This is a genomic window from Pseudomonas sp. HS-18, from assembly GCF_020401845.1.
Taxonomy (GTDB): Bacteria; Pseudomonadota; Gammaproteobacteria; order Pseudomonadales; family Pseudomonadaceae; genus Pseudomonas; species Pseudomonas nitroreducens.
Window position 1 is genome coordinate 922,442 of sequence record NZ_CP084413.1, and the last position, 23,307, is coordinate 945,748.

The 23,307-nt window shown below is 61.6% G+C and carries 16 protein-coding genes; all 16 read right to left on the bottom strand.

The window, feature by feature from the left end; all coding sequences use genetic code 11:
* Nucleotides 1–3 precede the first annotated feature (3 nt).
* Genes tagF through LDJ84_RS04495 form a run of 16 tightly spaced genes read right to left on the bottom strand, consistent with a single transcriptional unit; the run spans nucleotide 4 to nucleotide 23,306 of the window.
* On the bottom strand, nucleotides 4–624 hold the full coding sequence (tagF, locus tag LDJ84_RS04420; protein WP_081754014.1) for a type VI secretion system-associated protein TagF: 621 nt from the start codon (nucleotides 622–624) through the stop codon (nucleotides 4–6).
* Nucleotides 621–4,202: a type VI secretion system membrane subunit TssM gene (gene tssM, locus LDJ84_RS04425; RefSeq protein ID WP_024764696.1), complete on the bottom strand. Its 3,582-nt coding sequence runs from the start codon at nucleotides 4,200–4,202 to the stop codon at nucleotides 621–623. The genes tagF and tssM overlap by 4 nt, the downstream gene beginning before the upstream one ends.
* A complete protein-coding gene (gene icmH, locus LDJ84_RS04430) occupies nucleotides 4,199–5,464 on the bottom strand; it encodes a type IVB secretion system protein IcmH/DotU (RefSeq protein WP_024764697.1) in 1,266 nt (421 codons plus the stop codon). Before icmH ends, tssM begins: the two co-directional genes overlap by 4 nt.
* A 52-nt stretch (nucleotides 5,465–5,516) precedes the next feature.
* Entirely contained in the window at nucleotides 5,517–6,881 is a 1,365-nt protein-coding gene (gene tssK / locus LDJ84_RS04435; RefSeq protein WP_051445641.1) for a type VI secretion system baseplate subunit TssK, read from the bottom strand.
* 14 nt (nucleotides 6,882–6,895) lie between these two features.
* The gene (gene tssJ, locus LDJ84_RS04440; protein ID WP_226045956.1) at nucleotides 6,896–7,522 is read right to left on the bottom strand and encodes a type VI secretion system lipoprotein TssJ; all 627 of its coding nucleotides are present in this window, start codon (nucleotides 7,520–7,522) and stop codon (nucleotides 6,896–6,898) included.
* Nucleotides 7,519–9,540, bottom strand: a complete 2,022-nt coding sequence (tagH, locus tag LDJ84_RS04445; protein WP_082032826.1) for a type VI secretion system-associated FHA domain protein TagH — start codon at nucleotides 9,538–9,540, stop codon at nucleotides 7,519–7,521. The genes tssJ and tagH overlap by 4 nt, the downstream gene beginning before the upstream one ends.
* 53 nt (nucleotides 9,541–9,593) lie before the next feature.
* A complete protein-coding gene (locus LDJ84_RS04450) occupies nucleotides 9,594–9,983 on the bottom strand; it encodes a PAAR-like domain-containing protein (protein WP_024764702.1) in 390 nt (129 codons plus the stop codon).
* A gap of 10 nt (nucleotides 9,984–9,993) precedes the next feature.
* On the bottom strand, nucleotides 9,994–10,620 hold the full coding sequence (locus LDJ84_RS04455) for a DUF3540 domain-containing protein (protein ID WP_081754018.1): 627 nt from the start codon (nucleotides 10,618–10,620) through the stop codon (nucleotides 9,994–9,996).
* Nucleotides 10,617–11,729 carry a pentapeptide repeat-containing protein gene (locus LDJ84_RS04460; protein ID WP_024764704.1) on the bottom strand — a complete coding sequence of 371 codons (1,113 nt, stop codon included), beginning with the start codon at nucleotides 11,727–11,729 and terminating at the stop codon, nucleotides 10,617–10,619. Before LDJ84_RS04460 ends, LDJ84_RS04455 begins: the two co-directional genes overlap by 4 nt.
* The gene (locus LDJ84_RS04465) at nucleotides 11,726–14,344 is read right to left on the bottom strand and encodes a DUF2169 domain-containing protein (protein ID WP_024764705.1); all 2,619 of its coding nucleotides are present in this window, start codon (nucleotides 14,342–14,344) and stop codon (nucleotides 11,726–11,728) included. The genes LDJ84_RS04460 and LDJ84_RS04465 overlap by 4 nt, the downstream gene beginning before the upstream one ends.
* A gap of 12 nt (nucleotides 14,345–14,356) precedes the next feature.
* Nucleotides 14,357–16,363 (bottom strand): type VI secretion system Vgr family protein, encoded by a 2,007-nt coding sequence (locus LDJ84_RS04470; RefSeq protein ID WP_164488231.1) that lies wholly within the window; start codon nucleotides 16,361–16,363, stop codon nucleotides 14,357–14,359.
* Nucleotides 16,360–19,023: a type VI secretion system ATPase TssH gene (tssH, locus tag LDJ84_RS04475; protein ID WP_226045957.1), complete on the bottom strand. Its 2,664-nt coding sequence runs from the start codon at nucleotides 19,021–19,023 to the stop codon at nucleotides 16,360–16,362. The genes LDJ84_RS04470 and tssH overlap by 4 nt, the downstream gene beginning before the upstream one ends.
* Nucleotides 19,020–20,078 (bottom strand): type VI secretion system baseplate subunit TssG, encoded by a 1,059-nt coding sequence (gene tssG / locus LDJ84_RS04480; RefSeq protein ID WP_024763000.1) that lies wholly within the window; start codon nucleotides 20,076–20,078, stop codon nucleotides 19,020–19,022. Before tssG ends, tssH begins: the two co-directional genes overlap by 4 nt.
* Entirely contained in the window at nucleotides 20,075–21,943 is a 1,869-nt protein-coding gene (tssF, locus tag LDJ84_RS04485; protein ID WP_024763001.1) for a type VI secretion system baseplate subunit TssF, read from the bottom strand. Before tssF ends, tssG begins: the two co-directional genes overlap by 4 nt.
* Complete coding sequence (gene tssE, locus LDJ84_RS04490) at nucleotides 21,943–22,491, bottom strand: type VI secretion system baseplate subunit TssE (protein WP_024763002.1); 549 nt, start codon at nucleotides 22,489–22,491, stop codon at nucleotides 21,943–21,945. Before tssE ends, tssF begins: the two co-directional genes overlap by 1 nt.
* Nucleotides 22,488–23,306, bottom strand: a complete 819-nt coding sequence (locus LDJ84_RS04495; RefSeq protein ID WP_226045958.1) for a type VI secretion system accessory protein TagJ — start codon at nucleotides 23,304–23,306, stop codon at nucleotides 22,488–22,490. The genes tssE and LDJ84_RS04495 overlap by 4 nt, the downstream gene beginning before the upstream one ends.
* Nucleotide 23,307: the final 1 nt, after the last annotated feature.

Below are 23,307 nucleotides of genomic sequence, written 5' to 3' on the forward strand. Positions count from 1 at the left end.
GGATCAGCTTTCGCCGTAACGGCCGTCGAACAGGTGATTGAACAGCAGGTTGTTTAGCGGCCCATGGTGGACATGGCGACGCATCGGGCCGCCGGAAGCAGGGTTGGTCCACCAGTAGCTGCTCGTCTCGGCGCTGTTCGCGTAAAGGGCGAGTTCGGGCCAGAAGGGAGGATAAGGCAGGGGATCGAGAGGGCAGGCCTCGGCCAGGACCTGGTCAAGGGCTTCCGGCGAGAAGCTTCGACGAATGCCCTCGAGGATGCGGTAGCCCAGATAGGTCAGCTCCTGGGTTGCGCTGCACAGCACCTCGGGCTCGATAATGCCCGTGGTGTCTATTGGCAGCAGCAGACACAGCGGGTAGTAGCGCCCGACCCGGTCGCAACTCGGGGCAATGCAGCCCAACTGCAATCCGGGGAGCTCCGTCGAGCCTGGGACTATGAAGTTCCACAGCGGTGCTCGTACGTAGCGTTGTTGCCAGCCAGCGTAGCGCTCGTTCTGAGATTGCAGGCTGCGTTGCAACCAGTTGGCCCACCAGCGGACCACTTCCGGGCTCAGGCGACGGGAAGCGAAGTCTCCCGTGCCGGGCAACTTGCCATACCAGCCAGGGGGCTGCCGTAGATCGTTCATAGAGTGGCGCTCAGGCCCGGGCAACGGAAGTCACGCAAGGCGGCAAGCTTGAACGGATTGTCAATACTGCTGGTGCGTACTTCCAGGGCCAGATCGTGGCCGTCGAGAGTGTAGTGTGCGACGAATACGTCGGGCGAACTGCCGGGGGTTATGCGGGCCACATCGAATAGCCGGTGCAGTGCCCACAGACCTTGTCTGGTCAGGTTCGCGCTATGGCCATCGCGAGTATCGATGCTGAGCTGTACGTGGTCGTTTCCTTGTGGGGTTGGCCAACTCACGCTTAGCGGGAGTTGTGGGCCGTGCATGTATTCCAGGGTCCTTCCGCCAGCATCGAAACTCAGCCGTGATATTTCCGGGTCCATGCTTAGAACGCGCACGCGCAGGTCGATCGACAGATTGTTGCCGCTGGCAAAAAATACCGAGCGCAGCATGCTCGCGCGCTCGAAGGCGCGCAGGTCGCCAGCCTGCCCGGAGAACCCTGGGTTGAAGCTCCACGGCGAAGTGGCCATGTTCACTTTGCTGGCGAGGTTGCTCTGGAAGAAACTGTCGAACAGACCATTGGGAGCGAACAGGCGGGAGAAGTCGCCGACCGCTACCTCCTGTGCTGCGTTGGCTCGGAAGGGATAGCGCCCTTGCACTGCGCGCCGACAGAACACTCCTATCGACCCACCCATGTCGCGTTGCAGCTTGTTGCGCTCGACTGCTTTGGTTTGCTTCTGGGTGACCTCGGACAAGGAGCCGAGCATCTCGCCAATGTTGAGCGGCGAACGTCCGGCGTCAGCCTGCAGCTTGCTGAGGATGTCGGAGGCTGGCGGTGGATTGCCGGTTCGCAAGGCTGACTCGGTCGCGGTCAAGTAGACGTACAGTTCATTGAGTAACTGCTGCAGGTTCTGCAGCGGTCCGACTTGTCCTGGCGCCGTTTGCTGGGTCATCAGGCGCAGAGGCAGGAAGTGGTCGTCGACGATGTGCTCGGGGGCTTCCGGTTTGGCCTGGGCCTTTGGCTTGTCGTCCGGGTCGAGTGTGCCAACCAGTCGTTGCAGGCGCGAGCGGGTACTGGCAAGGCTGCTGTCAGCTCGCGCGACGAGGGTTTTGGTGTGCTTGTCCAGCGGCCGCAGCAAGGTGGTTTCCTGCGCTGCCGCGCGGATGAAACGCTCCAGCGGTGAGTCTGCTGCTGACAGTGCACGCGAGACTTGTGCTGCCTGAATCAGCGAGCCGAGCGGTACCAGAGTGAGATCGTTCAGGTAGCTGTCCCAAACCTGCACGTACTCATTGAGGTAGAGCACCTGGACCTGGCGGAACAGGCCTGCCTGGTTGCCAGGCAGTAGTTCGTTCGCCTGCAGCGGCAGGTTCAGCACCCAGGCATCATCGCTCTGCAACTGTACCAGCAGCGTCAGGGCATTCGGCATGAACAACTGGTGATAACCGACATAGGTGAACAGCGTGGGAATGCCGTCAGTCAATGGCAAGCCGCTTTTGCGGCGCAACGACTGGACTGCCTCTGGTCCTGCTGCCGAGGCAATGGTGAAGGCGTTGGCGGGTTCGTCCAGCAGCAACTGATAGCGCACGCGCTGGTAGGCGCGCTGCACCAGGGGCAGGCGCGCCAGCTCCAGTCGGGTGCGCGCGACCAGGTCGTCGTCGATCGGGTAGGGCGAGCGCACTGGGCCGTGCTCCAGCAGGCTTTGCAGGTGATGTTCAAGGCGCTCGCCTTCGGCTTCGGTGAAGCCGTCGGGCAATTCATGTTTGAGGTTGATGTACAGCCAGTCGCGCAGGAACGCACCGTCGTAATGCGTTGGCTCGTAGAGCATCAGGTAAGCCTTCAGCGCTTCATAGGTGTAGTTGTTGTTCAGAGCGTCACGCCGCAGGCGCTGCTGGATATAGTTGGCGACCTGCGGCAACAGCATATCGCGCAGGCCGTGCTGGTAGAGCAGATTGGCGCTCTGCTGAACGATTCGCCCCTGGTATAGCCCCAGGCGATAGCGCCAAGGCGGGTCGAGAACATCGAAGCGCGCGCTGCTTGGCAGTACGTCCAGGCTGTCGAGCCAGGGGAGTACCTGCAGAATATCTCCTGCCTCGCTCTGGATGGTCTGGCCGTTCAGCTGCAGTTGCGGCAGTTTTTCGCTGACTTCGACGAGGTAGTTGCGGTTCAGCTCATAGGCGTTCCAGAGCGCCCAACCACCCAGGGCCAGCAACAGGACCAACGCTATGCCAGCCCCACTCCGGAGCCAGCGGCGACGGCGATCCCAGACCAGGTTGCGGCCAGCCAGGCTGGTCTCGCGAAAGATCACGCTCTGCATCAGATCCTTGAGGAAGAACCCACGCCCCCCTCCTTCATTGCTTTGCGAGGTTTGCGGGATGTCCGGCAGACCGAGATTGCGCTTGATCGCGCCCATCACCCGGTCGAACACCGTGCCTTCCTGGGTACCGCTGCTGAAATACAGGCCGCGCAGCAAGACCGGGAATTCGAACTTCGAGGTGTTGAACACTTCCAGCAGGAAGCGCCGTAGGGGTTCTTCGAGGACAGCAAACTCCTGCGGAAGCAAATAGGCCCTGGCGTTGTCTTCGAGGATACGGCTTTCTGCCAGTCGCGCCGGTGTGGCGAGGCGCAACTGGTGGTACAGCAGGCCGTACTCCCGGGTCAGCTGGCCGGCGAGGTCCGGGTTTCTGCCGCTTTGCTCCGCCAAGGGCAGGGTGAAGCCCCAGACCTGGCTGCGCTCCTGGCGGCTGAGCGATGCGAAGTACTGGTTGAAGCCTGCCAACAGGTCAAGCTTGGTGACCAGCACGTAGACAGGGAAGGTAATCCCCAGTTGCCGGTTCAACTCCTGCAAGCGCTTGCGCAGCTCGCGGGCGTGGCGTGCCTGTTCCTGGGCACTGCTGTCGAGCAGGTCGGCGACCGACAAGGTGAGGATGACACCATTGATGGGTTGCCGTGGCCGGTACTTCTTCAGCAAGCCGAGGAAGCTGTTCCACTCGGCGCTGTCGACGGCCTGGTCGCTGTCCTGGGTGCTGTAGCGGCCGGCGGTATCGATCAGCACCGCTTCATTGGTGAACCACCAGTCGCATTGACGGGTGCCTCCGACGCCTTCGACGGCAGCCTTGCCGAGGCTGCCGGCAAGCGGAAACTCAAGGTCGGAGTTGAGCAGTGCGGTGGTTTTACCGGAGCCGGGTGCACCGACGAAAATGTACCAAGGCAACTGGTAGAGATACTGACGCGACAGGCGCTGCAGCGAACCGCTCAAGCCACCCTTGTCAAAGCGTGCCTGCTTGAGGGTTTCGATGGCGGCGTCGAAGCGCTCCGCCAGCTGTGCATCAGCGAGGCTGCCGTTCTTGTTGCGTCTGCGCAGATGTTCGAGCAGTTGGCTATTGGTGTACGCCGTACGGAGACGTCGCCATCCGAAGAGCAGGAGGTACAGCGCGAACAGCAGGCTGATCAGGACGATCCGCGAAGTCTCGCTGTACAGTGGTCGATGACGGCCGATAGCCACTTCCGGACCTACCAGCCAGATCAGCAAGGACAGGGCGATCAGCCCCAGCAGGGCCCACGTCAGTGGGCTCCACAACCAACGGAACCACCGGCTCATCGGGTTCTCTCCTGGGATATTCCCGGCTTGTACAGAACAATTTCGACTCGACGATTGAGCGCTCGGCCTTCGGCGGTGTCGTTGCTGGTGAGGGGATGGTCTTCACCCATGCCTTTGAAGCCGACGCGGTTCGCCCCGAGGTCTTCGCTCAGCAGATCGCGTACAGCCGAGGCGCGAGTGGCGGAAAGTTCGAGGTTGGAGCGGAGACCGAGGTTGATGCGGATCGGCTGGTTGTCGGTGTAACCGAGCACCTCCACGCGCCCCTTGCGGCTCTGCAGGGCCATGCCGATGCGCTTGATCACCGACAGATAGGAGGGTTTTACCTGACTGGCGCCCGAGGCAAAGACGCCGTTGCCTCGGATCACGATGACGCTGCGGTCGTTCTCCTCGCGCACCGACAAAAGGTGCTGGGAAATTTCCGGAGCGAGAAAGTCGGCCAGCGGAGTGACACTGGGCATATTGAAGTCCAGCTTCGCCAGACGCACTCCGCCGATGGCTAGCGCCAGGCGATCGACCGGGCCCTGTAGTGCCAGCAGCAGGCCGCTGAAGAACAGTGCGAGAAGTAACACGCCTAGCGAGGCGTAGACCCAGAACGGAATAGATTGGCGAAGGCTGCCAGTGTTCTCCACCTCACTGCGCCAGTGGGGCGATAGCAGGTCGCCTGCTCCTCCTTTGCCGCTGAGTATTGCCAGCAGCCGTTGCTTGAGTAGCTCGAGCGCACTCCGGCCGTTCTCCATGATGCGGTACTGGCCTTCAAAACCCAGGCTCAGGCAGTAGTACTGCAGCTCCAGCAGGTTGCTGTGCTGTTGCGGCGAAGCTGCCAGTCGCGACAGCAGCACGAAGAATTTTTCACCGCCCCAGGCTTCATTGTGGAAAGTCACCAGCAGGCTACGGGTGGCCCAGGTACCTCCTCCCCAGGGAGTCAGCGCAGCCGCTTCGTCGAGCACCGTGCACAGGCAATAACGCGCGGCGATGATCGTCTCGTTGGGAATCCTGAGTAATTGCGCCTGGCGTTCGAAACGGCGAATTTCCTCTACCAGATGCCGATGCAGTGCATCGGGGTCCTTGTGTTGCGTCAGGGTGCGGATCTGCGGCGCCAGGTTGAGCAGCGGATTGGCGGCGGCGAGCAGGACATTACCTGCCGTGCCCTGGTTGAGTTCGGCTTGCAGCGCGGCCTGGCTGCCATGCTGTGGCTCGGGGCTGGCAGTAATGCGGGGCTCGTTTGGATTGCCGAATGGGTTTCGCGAGAGGCTCAGCTCCATGCGCTGCCTCTCTTGTCCGTGCTATTGCAATGCATGGGACTACTCCTGGATATCAGCCGCGCACGGCCCAGAGTTCTATTTCAAGACCGGGGAATTCCCCCGCGAGGTGCAGGGCCAATACGCCGGTTCGCTGCAACTGCTGCCACATCTCGCCTCGCTTCTCGATCTCGAAGTAGAGATAGCCGGCGTTGTAGGGAATCTGGCGGGGCACCAACGGCAGGGCGTGAACACCGATGCCGGGCAATTGCAGTTGCACTAGGTCGCGGATGCGATCCACGGTGCCGAGCTTGACCTGCGCCGGGAAGCGCGTGCGGACCACTTCACCAGGCAGCTCGGCGTGTACGGCGAGGATGAAGCCTGCCTCGCGCAGCAGGTCCGGGCTGGGAATAGCACCCACCCGCACACCGTGTCCGCGATCCTGCAGGGCGATGGAGATGGCACTTTGCTCCAGTACGGTGGATAGGGCCTGGCGCAGGTTCTTCATCAACGGCTCGAAACTCTGCTGAAGATCGTCGTGGACATAGCGAGGCCATAGCGGCGGCTGGCGGTTGGCAGCGGTGAACGTGGCCAGGTCGAAGGCCAGCTTCAGCCAGTCGTGGAATAGCTCGCCGGGGTGACGTTGCAGTTCCTGTTGGGCCATCCAGGTGCTGGCCAGGGAGCGGTTCGCCAGCTCCAGCAGCATGAAGTCGGCAACTTCGCCCACGCCGCCTCGCCCAGGCTGCGAGAGGCGTTGGCCAAGAGCATGGGAGCGCTGTTGAAGCAGGCTGTGAACTTCCTTGACGAATCCGCTGAGTGTGTTGTGTGCCATGCAATCCAGCAGCGGTGGAATGTAGTTCTCATCCAGCCGCAGACGCTGGTCAGCACCTCGCTCGGCTACGCGCACCACGCCAATGGCCTGGTAGGCGTCGCTCAGATCCTCCCGCAGCGCCAGGCGAAATCTTGGGCGGGCCAGTTGCAGTTGTGCCGGCCCCAGGGCAATCGCATTGGAGTCAGCCATCTCGGCTTCCGCTGCGCAGTAGCGAGCGGGCGAACCTTCGATGTCCTCGAACAGCACCTCTTCGCTGCCGGGGCGTCGCAGTGGCAACCCGAGCACTACCTCGGCCCCCTTTGCGGTAGGAGGGAAGTCCAACGCTTGCGGGCAGTCGCCGGGGGTGCTGAAGGTGAACGGTGTACCGTCGGGCATCACCCCGCGGGCGCGATGGAGCGCCACCTTGCCCAGCTCGAGCATCTGCGAATCCAGCTCCAGCTCGAGGAAGCCCCAGAACGCTCCTCCGAGACCGCGGCAACGGCGCTCCAGATAGTGCTCCATGTAGCGTTCCCACTGCTGGAAGTGTTGTGGGCGCAAGTACATGCCCTCGGTCCACAGTGGGCCCAGGGTATGAGCCTGAGCGCTGGATAACGAATCGGATCTGCTCATGCGTCTGTCCTTAGTCATTCCTGCTGGGTGGGCGTCAGGACGTGCAGTCCGTCCTGGCTGATCACCACGTCAATACTGATGTCGTGGTCCGGCGATTGCGCCTTGTCCGTGGCCGTGTCGTCGCTCTCGACGGATTTGGCCGGCACAGCGGAGGAAATGGGGATCAGGACGCGCCATGTGCGCCCCTCCAGTTGCTGGTATCCGGCGACCACTCCAAGCAATGCAGGTGGCGAGGAGCTGGAGTACTTGCGCTGGTCACTGGTACCCGGCCAGACCATCAGTTGATCGCTACGCAGCAGGTCCTGGCCCAGGCGCATCTGAGCGTTGTTACGCAGATCGAAGTAGTCGGTCATCTCGAAGTTTCCCGGGCTGCGCAGCTCGAAGATGTTGAGCAGCACGGGCATTGCCCGGCCGGATCCATCGCGATTGATGTCCTCGTCGGCCTTGAGCGAAAGTGTGTAGTGGAAGTCCTTAAGCATCTCTGCAGACGGAGGGCTGGGCTGGTCACTCCTCCACAGCGAGCAGCCGGAGATGACAGTGGACAAACCGGCCAGCAAGCAGCAACTAAACAGTTTGGGGCCCTTTGAGGATCGCCTTTTTCCGGAAACTGCAGGGCAAAGGACTCTACGGCTGAGGTTCACACCGATATCTCCGTTTGGCGGCTGTTGGCCGTTGAGCAACGATCAATCTCATCCTCATAGGCGCGGCGGAAGGTTTCACCAAACAGGCGGTAGAAATCTTCGTTTTCCAACTGGGCCAGCACTGCCTGGTAGTGTTCGTGGTAATGCCGCCAGCGGCGAGCCTCCATGCGAGAGGGAAGCAGCCGGTCGAGCAGGCCGCGCGGACCGTTGTTTATTTCGCTGCGTTCTGGATTGAGTTCACTGATCAACTCGAACAAGGCTGTGCGGGTCCCCGCCAGAACGCCCAACTGGTGGTGCTGCAGATTGGCCAGCGCTTCATCGATTGCCTGTTCAGGTGGAAGGAAACCGGGCAGGTGCTGGCCGAACATCTGAATCAGTACGGCTTGCCCCGAGGGCAGAATCTTGAATGGGTTGTTCGCCGACTCCATGACCCGAGTGAGCTCTGCGTGGACTTCGTGCTTGATCAGCGTGCGGGAGGACATCAGGCGTACGGTGCCGTCGGTAAACAGTTTGAGCAGTCGACCCAGCTGCGCCATGCGCTCTTCCAGTGGCATGGCCGAGGGTTTGGCCTGTTCTATGCCAGCAGCTTTCATGAAGCTTGCGATGGCGCGCGCACCTTCCAACTGCATCTCGTCCTGCCGGGCCGGCGCCATTTCGGGGGACGAGTCGTCTGGAGAAGTCTTTGGCTCCTGGAGTGGGGCCAGCTGCGGTGCGACCAGGGACCTACTGCCAACCACGCTGAACTCGGTCTTGCCGGCGTCGTCCTGCGGATCTGCCTGGGCGGGTTCGCTATGCGTGGGCAACCGCAGTCTCCCGGACGGATCTGCAGGAGTGCTGCGCGTCCTGGTTGTTGGCTCGTCGAGGGGTCTGCGTGATGCCGGCGGCATTGTCGCCGCTCTGGCTCGGCCGGGTCCGGAGGTGTAGAGCTGTCCCGTCTGAGCCCGATGGAACAGTTCGCCGATGTCACTGCGGGTGATTGCCTTTACCTGCAGCTCGTTTACCGGCGCAGAAGGGATGGGCTCCAGTGGCTCGGCGAGAGGGAGTGCTCCGGGGTTGTCCAGCAGGTCGGTGAATCCCGGCATTATCGCGTCGCTTGGCGGGTAGCTGGCCGGAGCATCTATGAGCTCTGTCAGCGGGGGGGAGGTGTCCGGTTTAATAGGCTTAGGCTCGGGAACCTGGCCCAGTCGCAGAGAGATCCGACCGATATCGGCCCTGTCCATGGTCGTGCCCTGGTTGAACACCTCGCGCGGGGATTCGAATGTCACGGTCGGTGTCTGCGCGTAATTGGCGAGGACGGACGGCCCAAGGTTCTCCAGCAAGTCGACGGGGTGTGCTGGCTGTTCGAACAGCGCCAACGGATCGAGCGAAGAATCGCGAAGAGGATCCGGCACGACGGAAGGTGGCTCGCCAGGAAAGACCGACGCCTGGGTGCTGAGCAGAGAGTTGTCGTGCTCTGGCATCTGACCGAAGAGCGACGGCGCGGCCCACGGCCGCTCCAGGCTCGCAGCACTTGGATTCCGTAGATCGAAAGGCGACACATCTACCTGAGGAGATGGCGGTAACGAGACAGTGTCGAGCAGATCGGCAAATGGATTCGTCCTGTCAGGCTCTTTGGTTTCACTGGCCGCGTCGGATGAGGGCGGTGATAAGAGATGGTTAAGACTTGTGGGTTCCACGGCATGGGGGCGATCAGGGAACGGCATGTCGTTGTTGGCCTCGCTGCGTAGTAGGTAGGGGCCGATCCGCAGGTGCTCGCCACCCAGCAATTGGCACTCCTGGTTGAGCTCAAGGCGTTGCTGATTGACCTCGATCACTGTCGTTGGGCTGGTGTTGCGCAGATACCAGCAGTCGTGGCGATGACTGACTACCGCCTGCAAACGCGAAATGCGCCGGTCGGGATCGCTCAACACGAGGTGGCACCCGGTGCTGCGACCGACAATCCCGCCTGGGGCATGGAACTGCGCCGATAGGCTCTGAGCTAGAGGCTCGCCGGCGTATTCGGTGACGGTGAGTTTCATCGTTCGGTTACTTCGTCTGCGCCGGGCTCAATGGCAGTTGCTGGGTCGCGGGATCACGCGGAAAGCACCACAACCTTGCTCTGGCTTGGCTCGGTGCGCGAACCGCTGGCATTGCCGGAGTTCTGTTTGGAGGTGCTGGTCATTCGGGTGACCGGCATGCCTTGCAGGATGACGGTATTGGCGCCGGTGACATGGCGCGATGACGACATCACGGTGCCGGAGCCGACACCACCGACGACACCGGGACCATCGCCGCTGGTCTGGGGGACGACGGTGCCCATGTTGTGCGCCGGGCCGCCGCAGAGCAGTACGTTCTGAACATTGGGAATCGCTCTATTGCCCGCTGCGGAGTTGGTGTAGGCGATGGCTGCTGGCAGTGGTGGCGTGAGGCAGACGTCCGGGCTGGCGACATCGGTACCGCCTACTTGAGAGTTAGCGAACATGGCGATCTCCTCATCCGATGTGGATCTGACGTGCGTCCAGCTTGCTCAACTGGTCGGCGCTGATCAGCGTGTTTTTGCCATGCAGGCGCAGGCTCTGTGTCGCTTCGCAGTCCAACTCGCCAGCGCGAACGCATTCCAGCTGTTCGCTGATGCGGAAACTCTGCTTGCTGATCTGTACCCACTTGTCGGCGAGCAGTTCGAGGGTCCGTCCGACCAGCTTTCCGATGCCGATGAAACCACGGGCTTCACCGCAGCTGTAGGTCAGGGTGGCGGCCTGGCAATCCAGTTCTCTAGCGCGCAGGCGCAGGGTTTCCGGTGCCAGCTCGACTGCTGTGCCGGTGATGCGCACTTTTGCGCCGCTTTCGATATCCAGGCCGTAGGGCAGGCGCAATGTGGGGCGCTCGGTGCCAGGGCGTTCGAGCACGCTGAGGATGAAGGTGTCGCCGTCGACATCGGCGAGCAGCACCCGATCACCAGCGTTGGGCCGCACGAGGCAACCGAATGCCTGGGTACAGATCTGCCGTAATTGACCACGGGCGACCAGAAAACCACGTTCACCGGCAGTTTCGATGATCCGGCCGGTAGGCTCGTAAGTAGGCGGTAGCGGCTTTTTCAGAAGAGTTCGCGAGGTATTCATGGTGTGTCTCCTTGCTCCGGAAGGACCTGTTGTAATGCCTGACGGAAAGCCCGGCTCTGCTGCTTGCTCTCGGCTGACCAGCGTTCGGCTGCGGTGAGTTCTGGATCCTCGAACAACACTCCGGCCTGATTACCCCAGTGCACGTCCTCGAGTTGGGCGGCGTGGAACTGGCTGTGCTGAAAGTGCGCGTCGCGAAAATCGGTGCTCTGCAGGTTGGCGTAGGTGAAGTCGGCGTAATGCAATTGACAACGGCGGAAACTGCTCGAGTGGATTCGGGCGCGTTGGAAAATTGCCTGATTGAGTTTGCTGTCTTCGAAATTGACCTGGGTGAGCTGCGCTTCCACCCACAGTGAGCTGGAAAGCTCCGCTTGCGTGCACGAGGCCCCGCTCAGGTCGGCTCGCAGGAAAATTGCCAGGGGAGCTTGGACACTATCCAGTCGAGCACCTTGCAGAGTGGCGTTGCTGAAGTTGCATTGGCGCAACTGGGCATTCTGCAAGTCGATGTTCTGCATCTGGCAGTCGACGAACTGGCAACCTTCGATGTCCAGATTCCGCAGTACCTGTCCCTGTAGATCGCAGGCAAGGAATACCGCCTTGTGCAGGCGTGCTCCGGCCAGCCTGAACTGCTTGAGGTCCAACTCGTGGAAGACTGTGCTCTGCATCTGGGTCGCAGAGAAGTCAGCTTGCGCCAGTGGCGCGTCGAACAGTGTCTGCTCTATCTGGGCCGCGACGAAGCTGGCTTTCTCCAGCGTGCCTCCGACAAAGCGGCTTTCGGTCGTGTGAGTAGCGTCGAAGCGGCATTCGCTGAGGTTGCAGTTAAGAAAACTGGTACCGTCCAGACGGGTGCGTCGAAGGCTGGCGGCGCTCAGCGAGCACTCGATGAAGTGTGCGCGGGAGAGGTCGCTGCCGCTCAGCTCGGCGTGGCTCAACTGGCAGTTGATGAATACACAGTCGGCCAGATTGGCACCGGGTAGCCAGGCACTCTCCAGCGCGACGTTGTCGAACATTTGTCCCGCCCAGGATGCGTTCTCCTCGCGTAGACCGCTGCAGTCCAGATTTCTAAGCTCTTCGCCGTGTTCCAGGCGCCGGCGGAATTCGGCGATGCTCATGCTTGCCCCTCAGCGAAGTCCGGGAGGCGGCGGGGCAACCATTTGATCCGCTCCTGATAGCAGCCCTCGAGCCGGGTAGTGCTGTCCAGCAATACTTCGCCAAAATCGGCGCGGAACAGGTTGCTGTTGGACAGATCGGCCTCTGCCAGCAAGGCGCCCTGGAGGATGCTCGATACCAGACTGGCGTTGCGTATGCTGGCGCCGCGAAGGTCGCTGCGAATCAACAGGTTGCCATCCAGATCGGCATGGTCCAGCCGGCTGCTACGCAAGTCGGTATCGCTGAGATCGGTCTGGCGCAAATGGCTGAAGGTGAAGTCGGCGCCTTCCAGCCTTGTATTGCGCAGGCAGACTTCCTCCATCTCGCAGGCCGAAAAATCCGCAAATGAAAGGTTGCTGGCACCGATGAAACTGGACTTCCTGATCTGCGCCGCCTGAAAACTGATGCCGTGGCTGGCATCGGTCTCGATGAGCGTCAGCCCTCGAATATGGGCCTGGCTGAAATCGACATCGCGCAGCGTGCAACCATAGAACGCCAGGTTGTCTATCTGTGCCTGGTGCAGGCACAGTTGCTCAAGCTCAGCCCCCTCCAGGAAAAGATTCTCGACCTTGGCCTGGGTAAGATTGAGGTTGATGAGCTTGGCGTCCTTCAAGCGCACATCGCGCAGCGTCGTCTTGCTCAGATCGCAATCGCTCAGATTGCTCTGCTCCAGGCAAACGCGGCTAAGGTCCGCGCCGCGCAACGAGGCTTGGCGGGCTTGTGCCAGGCCCAGGTTGGCATCGGCGAGCTTGCACTCCTCGAGGTTGGCATGCGTCAGGTTGGCTCGCGTCAACAAGGTACCTTGCAGATTGGCTGCCGCCAGGTTGCAAGCGGTCAGGTTGGCCGAGTCCAGGTCCGCACCGGAGAGGTCGGCTCCGCGTAGATCCATACCGGCGAGATTGGCGCCGGCCAGCTCCAGCGCCGCCAGCGGCAACCCTTGTCGCAGGTAGTCTTGAATCAGCTGGCGCAGGTTCTGCGACGTCAATGCGTCGAGCTGTGGCTGGGCGTCCAGCAAATGGCCTGCGAGGGTGAGAGTGCTCTGCAGCTGTGCGCCTCCGCTGTCGAGGACGGCCTCCATCTGCTGACGCTGTTCGGCTGGAATGCGTTGGCTGGCGCGCTCATCGCGCAACTCTTGACGTAGCTTCTCCACCACTTGTCTGGGTTTTCGTGGGTTGGGCTTGGCACTTTCGTCGATTTGCGGAGGGTTGAGTGCCTTTGCTTTGGCCTCTCGAACACGAAGGTCGTCTATCGCCGTCTGTAGCCTGGTTTCGGCGTCCTTGCGGATTTGTTCGTGGGCCTTGATGAAAGTCGAGATGTTCTCCGGCGCAGGAGGTGCGGTAGCCGTCAGTACGACGGGCTCGGGTAGCTGCACGACTGGCGTAGCGGCGGTCTTTGGGAGCGTTGCCAAGTGGGCGATGAGCTTTTCGCGCTCGGCTGCGGCACGTAGGTTCAGGCGCTCCATCAGCGCATTGCTGGGTAAGTTTTGCGGGGCGAATGCCTCGAGGCCCGAGCCAATCAGTGGGGCAGGGATGAGCTCTGCATCGTTCAGGGCGTTTTCGACGCTGTACTGTGGCTCCAGGCGTCGTTCGAGTACTCCGTGGAAATACTCCATGTCGCGCGGCGCTTCGAGATCATCGGCGGCCAGTAGCAGGCAGGCGATATCATTGCCGTCGAAGCTGCTACAGGGAACGCTTCCATTGAAGATCAGGATCGCCCGTTCGCAGTGGGGAATGAACCAGACGGTGGTCAGGCGTAATGGCACTTCCTCGGTATTCCGGTTGTCCAGCATGTTGCGACGCAGGAAGCATCGAGCCCGCACCGCCGGCAGATGACCACTCAGGTCGGCATGTTCTGGATGCAGGTTCTGAAGCCGATAGTGTGCTCCGCCCGGGAACTCGTTGAGCCCTTCGAACCATTGGTCCGGTTGCGCGCCGTTGAAGTAGTGCCAGTCGATGTTTCGCGAGAATCCTGGGTAGTCCTCCTCCAGCCAGCGCTGGTCGTAGTCGTCGGCCAGCCGGTAACGCTGAGGCCAGTTGCTGTCGACCATACCCAGGTTGATTGGCACGCCCGGCTCGTCAGGCGTGCGCAGACACTGATCGAGTGGCTCCAGATTGGGCAGAGGCTGGGTTTCGTCCGCGCGCGCGATACCCTTGCCCAACGGATTCTCAGCAAACTCTGCACCTCCGTATGTCTGCGCCCAGTCGAGTGACAGCTCCTCGAAGGGTTGTGCTGCCGTGGGAGCATTACCGCTCCAGTACCGATTGCCAGTGACGCGAAGGCGCTTTTCGAGCCCGCCGACACTGACTGCCACCTCGCACACCGCCTTTCCCGACGCACAGTAATGTCCGTAGGCATTGCCGCTGACGAGGAACTCCGGGCATGCTTTGGGAATCGCTGCGTCAAGCGTGACACCTGGTAGTTGCTCCTCTGCCAGCTTCCACAGTTCCATCTCGGTGAGCAGGCAGGCCTGGCCCCGCAGAGGCACCAGGGCCAGCGCGGCGATACCCATGTGATAGCGGCGATCTCGGCGATAGACCTGATGCAGCAGGCTCATGCGCAGTGGCTTGATCAGTTTCATGACGTGGGCCCCTTAGCAAGTCACCTTGTATTTGCAGGTTTTCACCTGGGTCGAGTAGTTGTTGAGCGCGAAGCCGGCAATGCTGATCAGTGCGCCATAGGTGTTGATGCCGGCGCCGATGTTTTGGATCTTGGCGCCGTGATTGCCGATATGGCAGCCGGTGCCGTGCAGCCTCATCAGCGTTGCTCCGGCGTGGAGCCCGGTGCACTCGAGCTCCGCGCCGGTCAGTGCGATGCTTGCGCCGGTCAGGCTTATGTGCGCGCCGACCATGCTGAATAGTTGGCCGAGCAGCTCGTTTAGGCTGGGGCTGGTCTGGTTCATCTCTTCGCAGGCTTCCATGCACAGCTTCTTCAGCGCTTCCATGTTGATGCACTGGTGGGAGCGGGTGTTGATGTTGCCGTGCACCTCGCGATGCTGGTGGCCGCCGATGGTGCTGGCTTCGTTGCCTTGGACGTGCTTGGTGCGGTGCTTGTTGACCTTATGGGTCTCGTCGTTCTCCACGGAGGTGTCGAGGTTGCGTTCGGCGTGCAGCCTGACCTGCTCGGCGCCGCGCTTGTCGTCGAAACGCAGCATGCTGGCGTTCTCCGTCGTGCCCTGCTGCAGGGAACGGGTGACGATGCCGCTCTGGGTGCTGGCCGCGGGCAGGTTGAAGGGCGGCATCTGGTCGGCGTTGTAGACGCAGCCGACGATCAGCGGACGATCGGGCATGCCGTTGATGAAGTTCACCACGACTTCCTGGCCGATACGGGGGATCTGCAAGCCACCGAAGTTCGAGCCGGCCCAACTGCTGGACACCCGCACCCAGCACGAGCTGTTCTCGTTGCTCTGGCCATAGCGGTCCCAGTGGAACTGCACCTTTACCCGGCCGTACTGGTCGGTCCAGATTTCTTCGCCGGCCGGGCCTACCACCCTGGCAGTCTGCGGGCCATGGGTAAGCGGCAGGGGTGTGAGGCGTGGCGCCCGGTAGGGTTGCGTGGTGGGCTGAACGATGAAACGGGTGTCGTAGCGCGCCTCCTCGCTGCCGGAGGCATAACCCGCTTCATGGAAGTCGTAGTCGGCACTCACCACCAGGTAGTCGCGGTTTTCGCTGTTGCGCGGGTGGCCATCCAGGGTAAAGGTGAAGCCGGGCATGATGGCGGGCAGTTGGCTCTGCGCGCGGGTCTGCTCGCGCAGGGCCTGGGCCTCTTCGAGGCGAATGCGCGAGTAGCTTTCGGCATGCGCCTGGTCGATGAAGCCGCCCATCCAGTCGTACATCTCGAACTGGTCGTTGCTGTGCTGCTGCGGATTGATCTGCAGCTGGCGCATGTCGGCCTTGGGCTTGGAAAAGTCGTAGTCGCCGACCATGTAGCTGCCCGGGCGTACCTCCTCGCTGACCTGCCAGTGGGTGACGCCGACTTCGCTGGTGTTAACCAGACGATCGGGCGGCAGGTACGCCAGCTCGGCATATCCGGGCATTGGTGTCAGGGTGCTGATGTCGTCGGCCAGCACCAGGGTTTCACCGGCTTCGTTGTGTTCGAAGAAGTAGTAGATGCCTTCTTGTTCCATCAGGCGGCTGACGAAGTTGAAGTCGGTCTCCTGATACTGGACGCAATACTCCCACTGACGGTAGGTCGAGGTCAGGCGCTTCTCCACGGGATAGTCGTAGTCGCTGAAGACCTCGTCGAGGATCTCCACCACGCTCTTCTTCTGGAAGATCTTGCAGTCCGAGGTACAGGTCAGGAACCACAGCCAGGGACGTACGCTGAGGCGATAGACGTAGTCGCGAGAGGTGTTGCTTTCGCGCCCGATCAGCTCCATGCGGCTGACCTGTCCGGCGAGTTGACGTGGGGTGCCTTTGTCCAGGGCGATGGAGAGGCTCAACGGCTTGCCTAGGGTCTGCTTGATGTCCAGGCTGTAGTTGGCGCTCAGGACTTCCAGTTCGAACTCATAGAGCGCGGACAGCGACTCCTTGCCGCGCAGAGAGCGGAAACGCACATCGCTGTCGCTGAATGTGCCTTGAAGCGTGACGATACGGTTCATATCGATACCTCTGATGGAATCAATTCATCGGATTCCATGGCGTAAGGCTGCTTCGGTATTCCGAGGCCGAAATGAAAATTTCCGGCCTCGGCGGTGAGGTGGATGGTTCGCTGTCTTTCGTCCGCTTTGCTGGTCAGCACGAGCTGGCTGAGTTCAGGCAGCACGTCATGGCTGAGGATTGCCTCGATCATCCGGCCCCCTGCTTCGAGGCGCGTGCAGCGCTGGGCGATCAGCTCGATGCAGGCTTCGGTGTAGTCGAACTCCAGGCCGTGCTGCTGTTGCAGGCGCTTGCCGATGCGCGCCAGTTGCAGGCGGATGATCCGCCCAAGGCTCGCGCCGTCGAGCGGCAGGTAAGGCACCAGAACCAGGCGGCCAAGCAACTCAGCAGGGAAGACCTTGCGCAGGTCCGGGTAGATGGCATTGGCCAGTGCCTCGGTGGCGGGTGTCAGCTCGGGGTCTTCGCAGAGGCCGACGATGCGCTCGCTGCCGACGTTGGTGGTGAGCAGGATGATGGTGCTCTTGAAGTCGATATACCGACCTTCGCCGTCTTCCATCCAGCCTTTGTCGAAGACCTGCAGGAACAGCTCGTGAACGTCGTTATGGGCTTTCTCGATTTCATCGAGCAGCACCACGCTGTACGGGCGCCGGCGCACCGCCTCGGTCAGCACGCCGCCCTCGCCGTAGCCGACGTAGCCGGGTGGCGAACCCTTCAGCGTGGAGACTGTATGGGATTCCTGAAACTCACTCATGTTCAGGGTGATCAGGTTCTGCTCGCCACCATACAAGGACTCGGCCAGCGCCAATGCCGTCTCGGTCTTGCCGACGCCGGAAGGACCGCAGAGGAGGAATACGCCGATCGGTTTGTTCGGATCGTCCAGACGTGCGCGTGCGGTGCGTACGCGCCGGCTGATGGCTTCGAGGCCGGCGTCCTGGCCGATGATGCGTCGGCGCAGAGTGTCCGACAGGGTCAGGACGGCTTCGGCTTCGTCCTGGACCATGTTGCCCAGGGGGATGCCGGTCCAGTCGGAGATCACCGTAGCTACTGTCTGTGGGTCGACCTGGGAACGCAGCAGGACTGGCTCGTTGCGGTGCTCTGCGGCTTGCAGGCTGGTCAACTCGAATTGTCGATCGGCGCGCTCGCCTGGCTCGATATCGGACGTGCTCAGAACTTCGCGCAATTGGAGAATTCGCTGTACGCGGAGCCGCTCCTCTGCGCAGCGCTGTTGCAGGACGTCGGCTTTCAGGCGCAGTTCAGCGAGTCGCTCGGAGATCTGCGAGGGGCGCTGAGTGTCGCCCAGGCACAAGTTCGCTTCACGTTCGGCAATCTGCCGCTCCATCTCCAAGAGTTCGAGCTGGCGCAGGCAGTGCTCCAACTCTACCGGATCGCTGGCCAGGGTCATGGCAATCCGCGCGCAGGCGGTATCCAGAAGGCTGACTGCTTTATCCGGCAATTGCCGGGCCGGGATATAGCGGTGCGATAGACGTACGGCAGCCTGCAGCGCGGCGTCCTCAATCAGTACGCCGTGGTGACTTTCCAGCGCCGGGACCAGGCTGCGCAACATTTCGATGGCAGAGTCTTCTTCGGGCTCCGCGACCTGGATGGCCTGGAAGCGACGCGACAGTGCTGGATCCTTCTCGATGTACTTCTTGTACTCGCTCCAGGTTGTCGCGCCGATGGTGCGCAAGCGCCCACGGGCCAGCGCCGGCTTGAGCATATTGGCGGCATCGCCGGTGCCTGCAGTGCCACCGGCACCGACAAGGGTGTGTACCTCGTCGATGAACAGAATGATCGGGGTGGAACTGTTCTCTACTTCGTCGATTACCTGCTTCAGGCGTTGCTCAAATTCGCCTTTTACACCGGCCCCGGCCTGCAGCAATACCGGGTCGAGTACCTGCAGGCGCACCCCTTGAAGTTTTTTCGGTGCGTCCCCCCGGGCCAGTCGTATGGCCAGGCCTTCGACGATGGCCGTCTTGCCGACACCGGCCTCCCCTGTGAGCAAGGGATTGTTCTGTCGCCGGCGCATGAGGATGTCGATCATCTGCCGGACTTCTTCATCACGTCCGTAAACAGGGTCCAGTTCGCCGCGTCGAGCACGCTCGGTCAGGTCGACGGCAAAACGTTGCAGGGCACTTCCAGCCTCGGTGCCGGACGGCACTTGCGGCAGATCATCCGGGGCCGGCTGCTCTGGCGAGTTGGCGAAGATCGAGTCATGTGACTGGATAAGCAGGTCCGGAAGGATCTTGCCGAATTGCCCGGAGATGCCCAGCAGCACCGAACGCAGGCTACTCTGGCGAAGGCAGGCGAGCAGCAGGTGGCTGCTGCGCACACGCGGAGCCTCGAAGAGCAGACTGCAATAGACCCAGCTTCGCTCGACGCTCAGGTCGATCATTTCGGCAAAGTCGGAAACCGAACTGGCGCCTCGGGGCAGGGCATCCAGCGCGTGCTGCAGGTCTAGACGCAGACGCCCTTCGTCGAGGTCGAAGTGGGTGATAGCGCAGCGCAGATCGCTACCGGGCTCTTCCAGCACTTGCTGCAACCAGTGTGACAACTCCACATAGGGGTTGCCCCTTAGCTTGCAGAAGGCCGTAGCACCTTCCAGCGAGCGATACAGTAGTGGGCTCAGGCGGCCGAATAGGGAAAGACGACTGATGTCGCTCATTGAGGGCTCTCCGGATAATGGGCAGTAGTGTCCTGAGCACGCCAATAGCGTTCGGGGTCGTAGAGCAGGTCGGCGGCGTCTTCGGAGCTGGGCCTTTGGCCCAGCCAGGAGCCGTAGCCAATCTGGCTTTGGCCGGCCAGGCGTACACTGGGGATCGCGTCCCGCTGGAGGAGCACTTGCAGATCCCAGTCGTATTCGAACCCTACGTATTGCCGGACCCAGTCGCGTAGCTGGCGACTGGCGATAGCGCCAGGAAGAAAGTCGCGGTAACGCGCCCAGGGCAGAGGTCCCAGGATGATCCGAAATCGGGTTTGCGCATCACGTGCTCCGCGCCCTAGCAACTGGCCAGCACCCAGTTGGCTGGCGTGGCGGCCGATACGCATCTGGCTGTGTTCGTCCAATCTGGACCAGACTTCGACGTTTTCCCGCAGAGCGACCGGAATCCCGAAATATCCCCGCAGGATCTGTACGAGCCCTTCTGCATTGCGCGTCTGCCGCAGCAGGTGTCCGGCCACCGCGAGCTTGGCGTGGCCTGCCAACGAGTCACGCTTGTGCAGGGGCTTGCCGCCAAGCTGCAACAGGCACGCCAGATAATGCGCGAAGCTGTTTTCCCCGCGGTCGAGCCCGACCACCGCCTGTGCTTGAGCCCAGGAACGGTAGAACAACAAAGTCAGCCGATGATGGAATAGGTCGGCGAAGGCGGTGAAGGTCGCGTCCTTGTGGTGGTACTTGCGTTCGCGGGCATACTCGGTGAGGTGCAGTGGCAGCGGCCCATTCGGACCGAACAGGCCGAAGCTGAGGATCGATAGGCGCGGACGTTCGCCATCGGCATGGGCGTCGACGATCTCGCCCGGAGCGAACGCCAGGCTCGGTTCCTGGCCGATGCGTAGAGGTTCTTCTCGCGGGCGGGCAGCGCTGCCTAACGGGGCTTCGTCGCTCAGGGCATCGACCCGGCGTAGCAGTTGAAACAGGTCATGCTTCTGCGGTGCGGCCTCGAGCTCTCGCCAGAGGCGAGCGCTGCGCTCATGCAGGGTGTTGCTCGCTGGCTGGCTCATACCGTCGGCCTCCTGCCGATACGTGGTTGCCAGGTGGCGATGTCGCCTCGCTGCAGGCTGCACAAGGCTAGTTCGATGAAGCTGTTGATACCGACGTGGCGGGCAAGGAATTGTTCGAGCAGGGCGCCGAAAACGAACGGGCTGGCACCGGAGAAAGCGGCCTCATCGACGGTCAGCTGCACCTGCAGACCACGGCCGTAAACGATTGGACCGCTTTGCGGCAGGCGCCTGTAAATGGGCGACAGTGCCGAGCTGCGTAACCCCTGAGTCTGCCGAGCCACGAGCGGGTCGCCCAATTCGCCGTAGATCGACAGCAGCTCACGTAGAGCGGCGGCCCCCTGCTCGTTGTCGCAGTCGGTCAGGTGCAGGTAGTTCATTCCCAGGTGATTGATCAGCCGCCAGGCAGAGTCTTCTTCCGCCAGTGCTGGATAAGGGCGGGATGGGCCAACGAGCATGCGTGTGGTCTTCACTGGCGCGGAGACCTTCAGCGAAAAGTCGCTCTCGACGTTCTGCGCCATCAGCAGGGGCAGATCGCGGTTGCTGCAGAGTGTGTCGACGCTGAGTTGCTGCAGGTCATCGGCGAATGGCGCCTGCCGCTGGTCCACTAATGACAGGAACACTTCGCTGCCGTGGTAGTTGGTGCGTTTGCCATGGCGTTGTGCCGTGCTGGACAGCAGGCGAGGTTCACGGCGCTGAGTGAAGTACGCGCCGAAGTTTCCGGCGGTGTCGCTGCTGTAGGAGCAGAACAACGGGCGGAATTCCTGGGGCTCCCCGTTGGAGCTGAGGTGCCCTTGCACTCGCTCGATGGCGTAAACCTCGTAATCCAGATGCCGGGTGCGATCCAGCACGACGTGATACTCGTGGCTGCCCGGTGAGACCGGTACGCGATCAGCGCGCTTGGGAAACAGGTTGATGGCGGGAGTACAGAACAGTTTGAGGCTATTGCGGTCGACCAGAGCTTCCAACTGCGGAGTATGGCGATCCAGTAGCACAATGATATCCAGCACGTCACCGCTGACCTTCGGCAGAATCTTGGCCAGGCCGCCAATGCTGAAGAAGTGGAAACGTGCGGGCAGGGCGAAGTACTCGTGCAACAGTCGATGCCCCTGGAATGCTCGTGGTCCGTAGGGCAACAGGGCCTGCTCGGGGGCGAAGCCTTCATGACGCAGGGGCGTACCGGTGAGCGTATGGCCAGCAAGCGTTGGTTGATGGGGGTCGAGGCATACCACGCTGCTATTGCCGGCCAGGAGCAGCTCCAGTAGCCGCGTGGATTGCACGAGATCGCCGCCAACGAAGAACTCCAGACGGTCCAGTGGCAGATTGGCGAACCTCGCGCCTCCGCAGGCTTGCAGACGGATGCGCAAAGAGGCTTGCACGCGCTGTTGTGTCGGTACGGCGAGGGGCAGATCGGGCATACCGGCGCTGAGCTCGGTTTCGATAATGCGTAGTGGCCACAGGTTGCAATCATGGCCGGTGCGAAATTCGCACGCAGTCTGCTCGTTGCGGATCAAGTGTGAGCGCAAGGCGGTGCCGGCGGGCAAGCGGAAGCCGGAAAGCAGGCTACCTTCGGTGTAGTTGGGTTCGAACTGCACCACCGTCATGGCGGGCAGGGGTGCCATGTAATTCGGACAGACTGCATCCAGCAACTGCTGGGTGAAGCGCGGAAACTGCGCTTGAATCTTCAGTTGGATACGCGCTGAAAGGAAACTGAAGCCTTCCAGCAGGCGCTCGACGTAGGGGTCAGTGACCTCGTTGTCCTGAAGTCCCAGGCGACCCGCAACCTTGGGATAGTTACGGGCGAACTCAGCACCCAACTCGCGTAGATAGTTCAGCTCGAGGTTGTAGAGCTCCAGCAGCTTGTCCATCACGAGCCCTCGGGCAGCAAGTTAACCTGCCCGCTTTCGAGGTCTATTTCACTGCGCAGGAGGAATTCCAGTGGATAGGGGGCCGACCAGAGCAATCCGCGAATCTGCAGGGCCAGGCGGTTGTGATGGGCTAGAGCGTCATTGCCGTGCACACAGCGTACTTCCAGGCTGTTGGCGATGATTCGTGGTTCAAAAAGGCTGATCGCCCGGCGGATTTCGTGCTCCAGGCTGTGCCACTCGATCTCCGACATGCGCCGGCCCGCCATCGGTTGAATGCCATAGTTGAGCACGGAGCTCTGCAGAGCCCGCATTCGATTGCCGCTGGGCAGCGGCGCGGTGCTGCTGGTATTGAACAACCAGCGCAGATCACGTAGCACCGAGTCTCGGTACAGGCGCTCGTTGGCCAGAAATTGTCCCGCCGCTTCCCAGCGCTGTTCCGGAGCCTCGTCAGTCAGGCGATCCAGCAGAGCAGGCCTTAACCGCTCGCGTGCTGGAGCATTCACGCCGGTATCGACCTGGCTGATGTCGCGGGGGCCCAGGAGGATCATTTGGCGTTTCCGAACAACCGGATGGCCCGAACGTCGAGCAATGCGTACTCGCCGGATTCGGTAATCCACATGCGCTGTCCTTCCCCTCCGAAGAGCTGCAGCGTTTCGTCCCCCAGGGCGAACCAGCTGGTTGCTCGGCCCAATAAGAGGGCAGTGGATTGTGTTCCATAGTCGCCGGCGTAACGCACCGGGATCGTTGCGCGCAACCGATCGCCGCTGTTGCGGGTAATGGCGACGCGTGCCCAAAGTCGATCACAGCCACTTTGAGGCGCGGAAATCTCGACCTCACGCATGTCGGTCAATGGCATTCGGTAGTAGCCATGCTGACCAATCAGTTCCAGCATTGGACCGAGTCGACAATCACCGTCGGCTATCCACTGGAAGGCTTCGGTGCGTAGTTGCTGCTTGCCTTCCACGGCAATGTCAATTTCGCCTCGTAATGCGGGCGCTTCGGCGAGGCTTTGCGCCAGACGTTCAGGGGCATCGATGAGCGCGCTATCCGCTGCCAGGCGCTGCGCCCATTCCTCATGGGAAGGGTTATCCAACTTCACCGGTTGTTCGCCTTTCCAGTTCCGGGCGCGCTGTAGTTCCGCCTCGACGATAAGCTGGTAGCTGCGAATCATCGGTAGCAGTGAGGCGTCATAGTCCAGCGCATGCCGTAATTGCCGGTCGGCACTGTTCCAGTCGCCAAGTAGTGACATCACCTGGAATAAACGAAAGCGCTCGGTGGCTGCAGTAGGAGCCCGACGCACGCGCTCTTGCTGTTCCGCCAGGAGATTTTCCAGACTGTTGATGTTGGCGAATTGAAAATGCATG

What these genes read in the sequence shown, in the direction of transcription:
- tagF (WP_081754014.1), bottom strand. Translation starts at nt 624, where the DNA reads ATGAACGATCTACGGCAGCCCCCTGGCTGGTATGGCAAGTTGCCCGGC.
- tssM (WP_024764696.1), bottom strand. Translation starts at nt 4,202, where the DNA reads ATGAGCCGGTGGTTCCGTTGGTTGTGGAGCCCACTGACGTGGGCCCTG.
- icmH (WP_024764697.1), bottom strand. Translation starts at nt 5,464, where the DNA reads ATGGAGCTGAGCCTCTCGCGAAACCCATTCGGCAATCCAAACGAGCCC.
- tssK (WP_051445641.1), bottom strand. Translation starts at nt 6,881, where the DNA reads ATGAGCAGATCCGATTCGTTATCCAGCGCTCAGGCTCATACCCTGGGC.
- tagH (WP_082032826.1), bottom strand. Translation starts at nt 9,540, where the DNA reads ATGAAACTCACCGTCACCGAATACGCCGGCGAGCCTCTAGCTCAGAGC.
- LDJ84_RS04450 (WP_024764702.1), bottom strand. Translation starts at nt 9,983, where the DNA reads ATGTTCGCTAACTCTCAAGTAGGCGGTACCGATGTCGCCAGCCCGGAC.
- LDJ84_RS04455 (WP_081754018.1), bottom strand. Translation starts at nt 10,620, where the DNA reads ATGAATACCTCGCGAACTCTTCTGAAAAAGCCGCTACCGCCTACTTAC.
- LDJ84_RS04460 (WP_024764704.1), bottom strand. Translation starts at nt 11,729, where the DNA reads ATGAGCATCGCCGAATTCCGCCGGCGCCTGGAACACGGCGAAGAGCTT.
- LDJ84_RS04465 (WP_024764705.1), bottom strand. Translation starts at nt 14,344, where the DNA reads ATGAAACTGATCAAGCCACTGCGCATGAGCCTGCTGCATCAGGTCTAT.
- LDJ84_RS04470 (WP_164488231.1), bottom strand. Translation starts at nt 16,363, where the DNA reads ATGAACCGTATCGTCACGCTTCAAGGCACATTCAGCGACAGCGATGTG.
- tssH (WP_226045957.1), bottom strand. Translation starts at nt 19,023, where the DNA reads ATGAGCGACATCAGTCGTCTTTCCCTATTCGGCCGCCTGAGCCCACTA.
- tssG (WP_024763000.1), bottom strand. Translation starts at nt 20,078, where the DNA reads ATGAGCCAGCCAGCGAGCAACACCCTGCATGAGCGCAGCGCTCGCCTC.
- tssF (WP_024763001.1), bottom strand. Translation starts at nt 21,943, where the DNA reads ATGGACAAGCTGCTGGAGCTCTACAACCTCGAGCTGAACTATCTACGC.
- tssE (WP_024763002.1), bottom strand. Translation starts at nt 22,491, where the DNA reads ATGATCCTCCTGGGCCCCCGCGACATCAGCCAGGTCGATACCGGCGTG.
- LDJ84_RS04495 (WP_226045958.1), bottom strand. Translation starts at nt 23,306, where the DNA reads ATGCATTTTCAATTCGCCAACATCAACAGTCTGGAAAATCTCCTGGCG.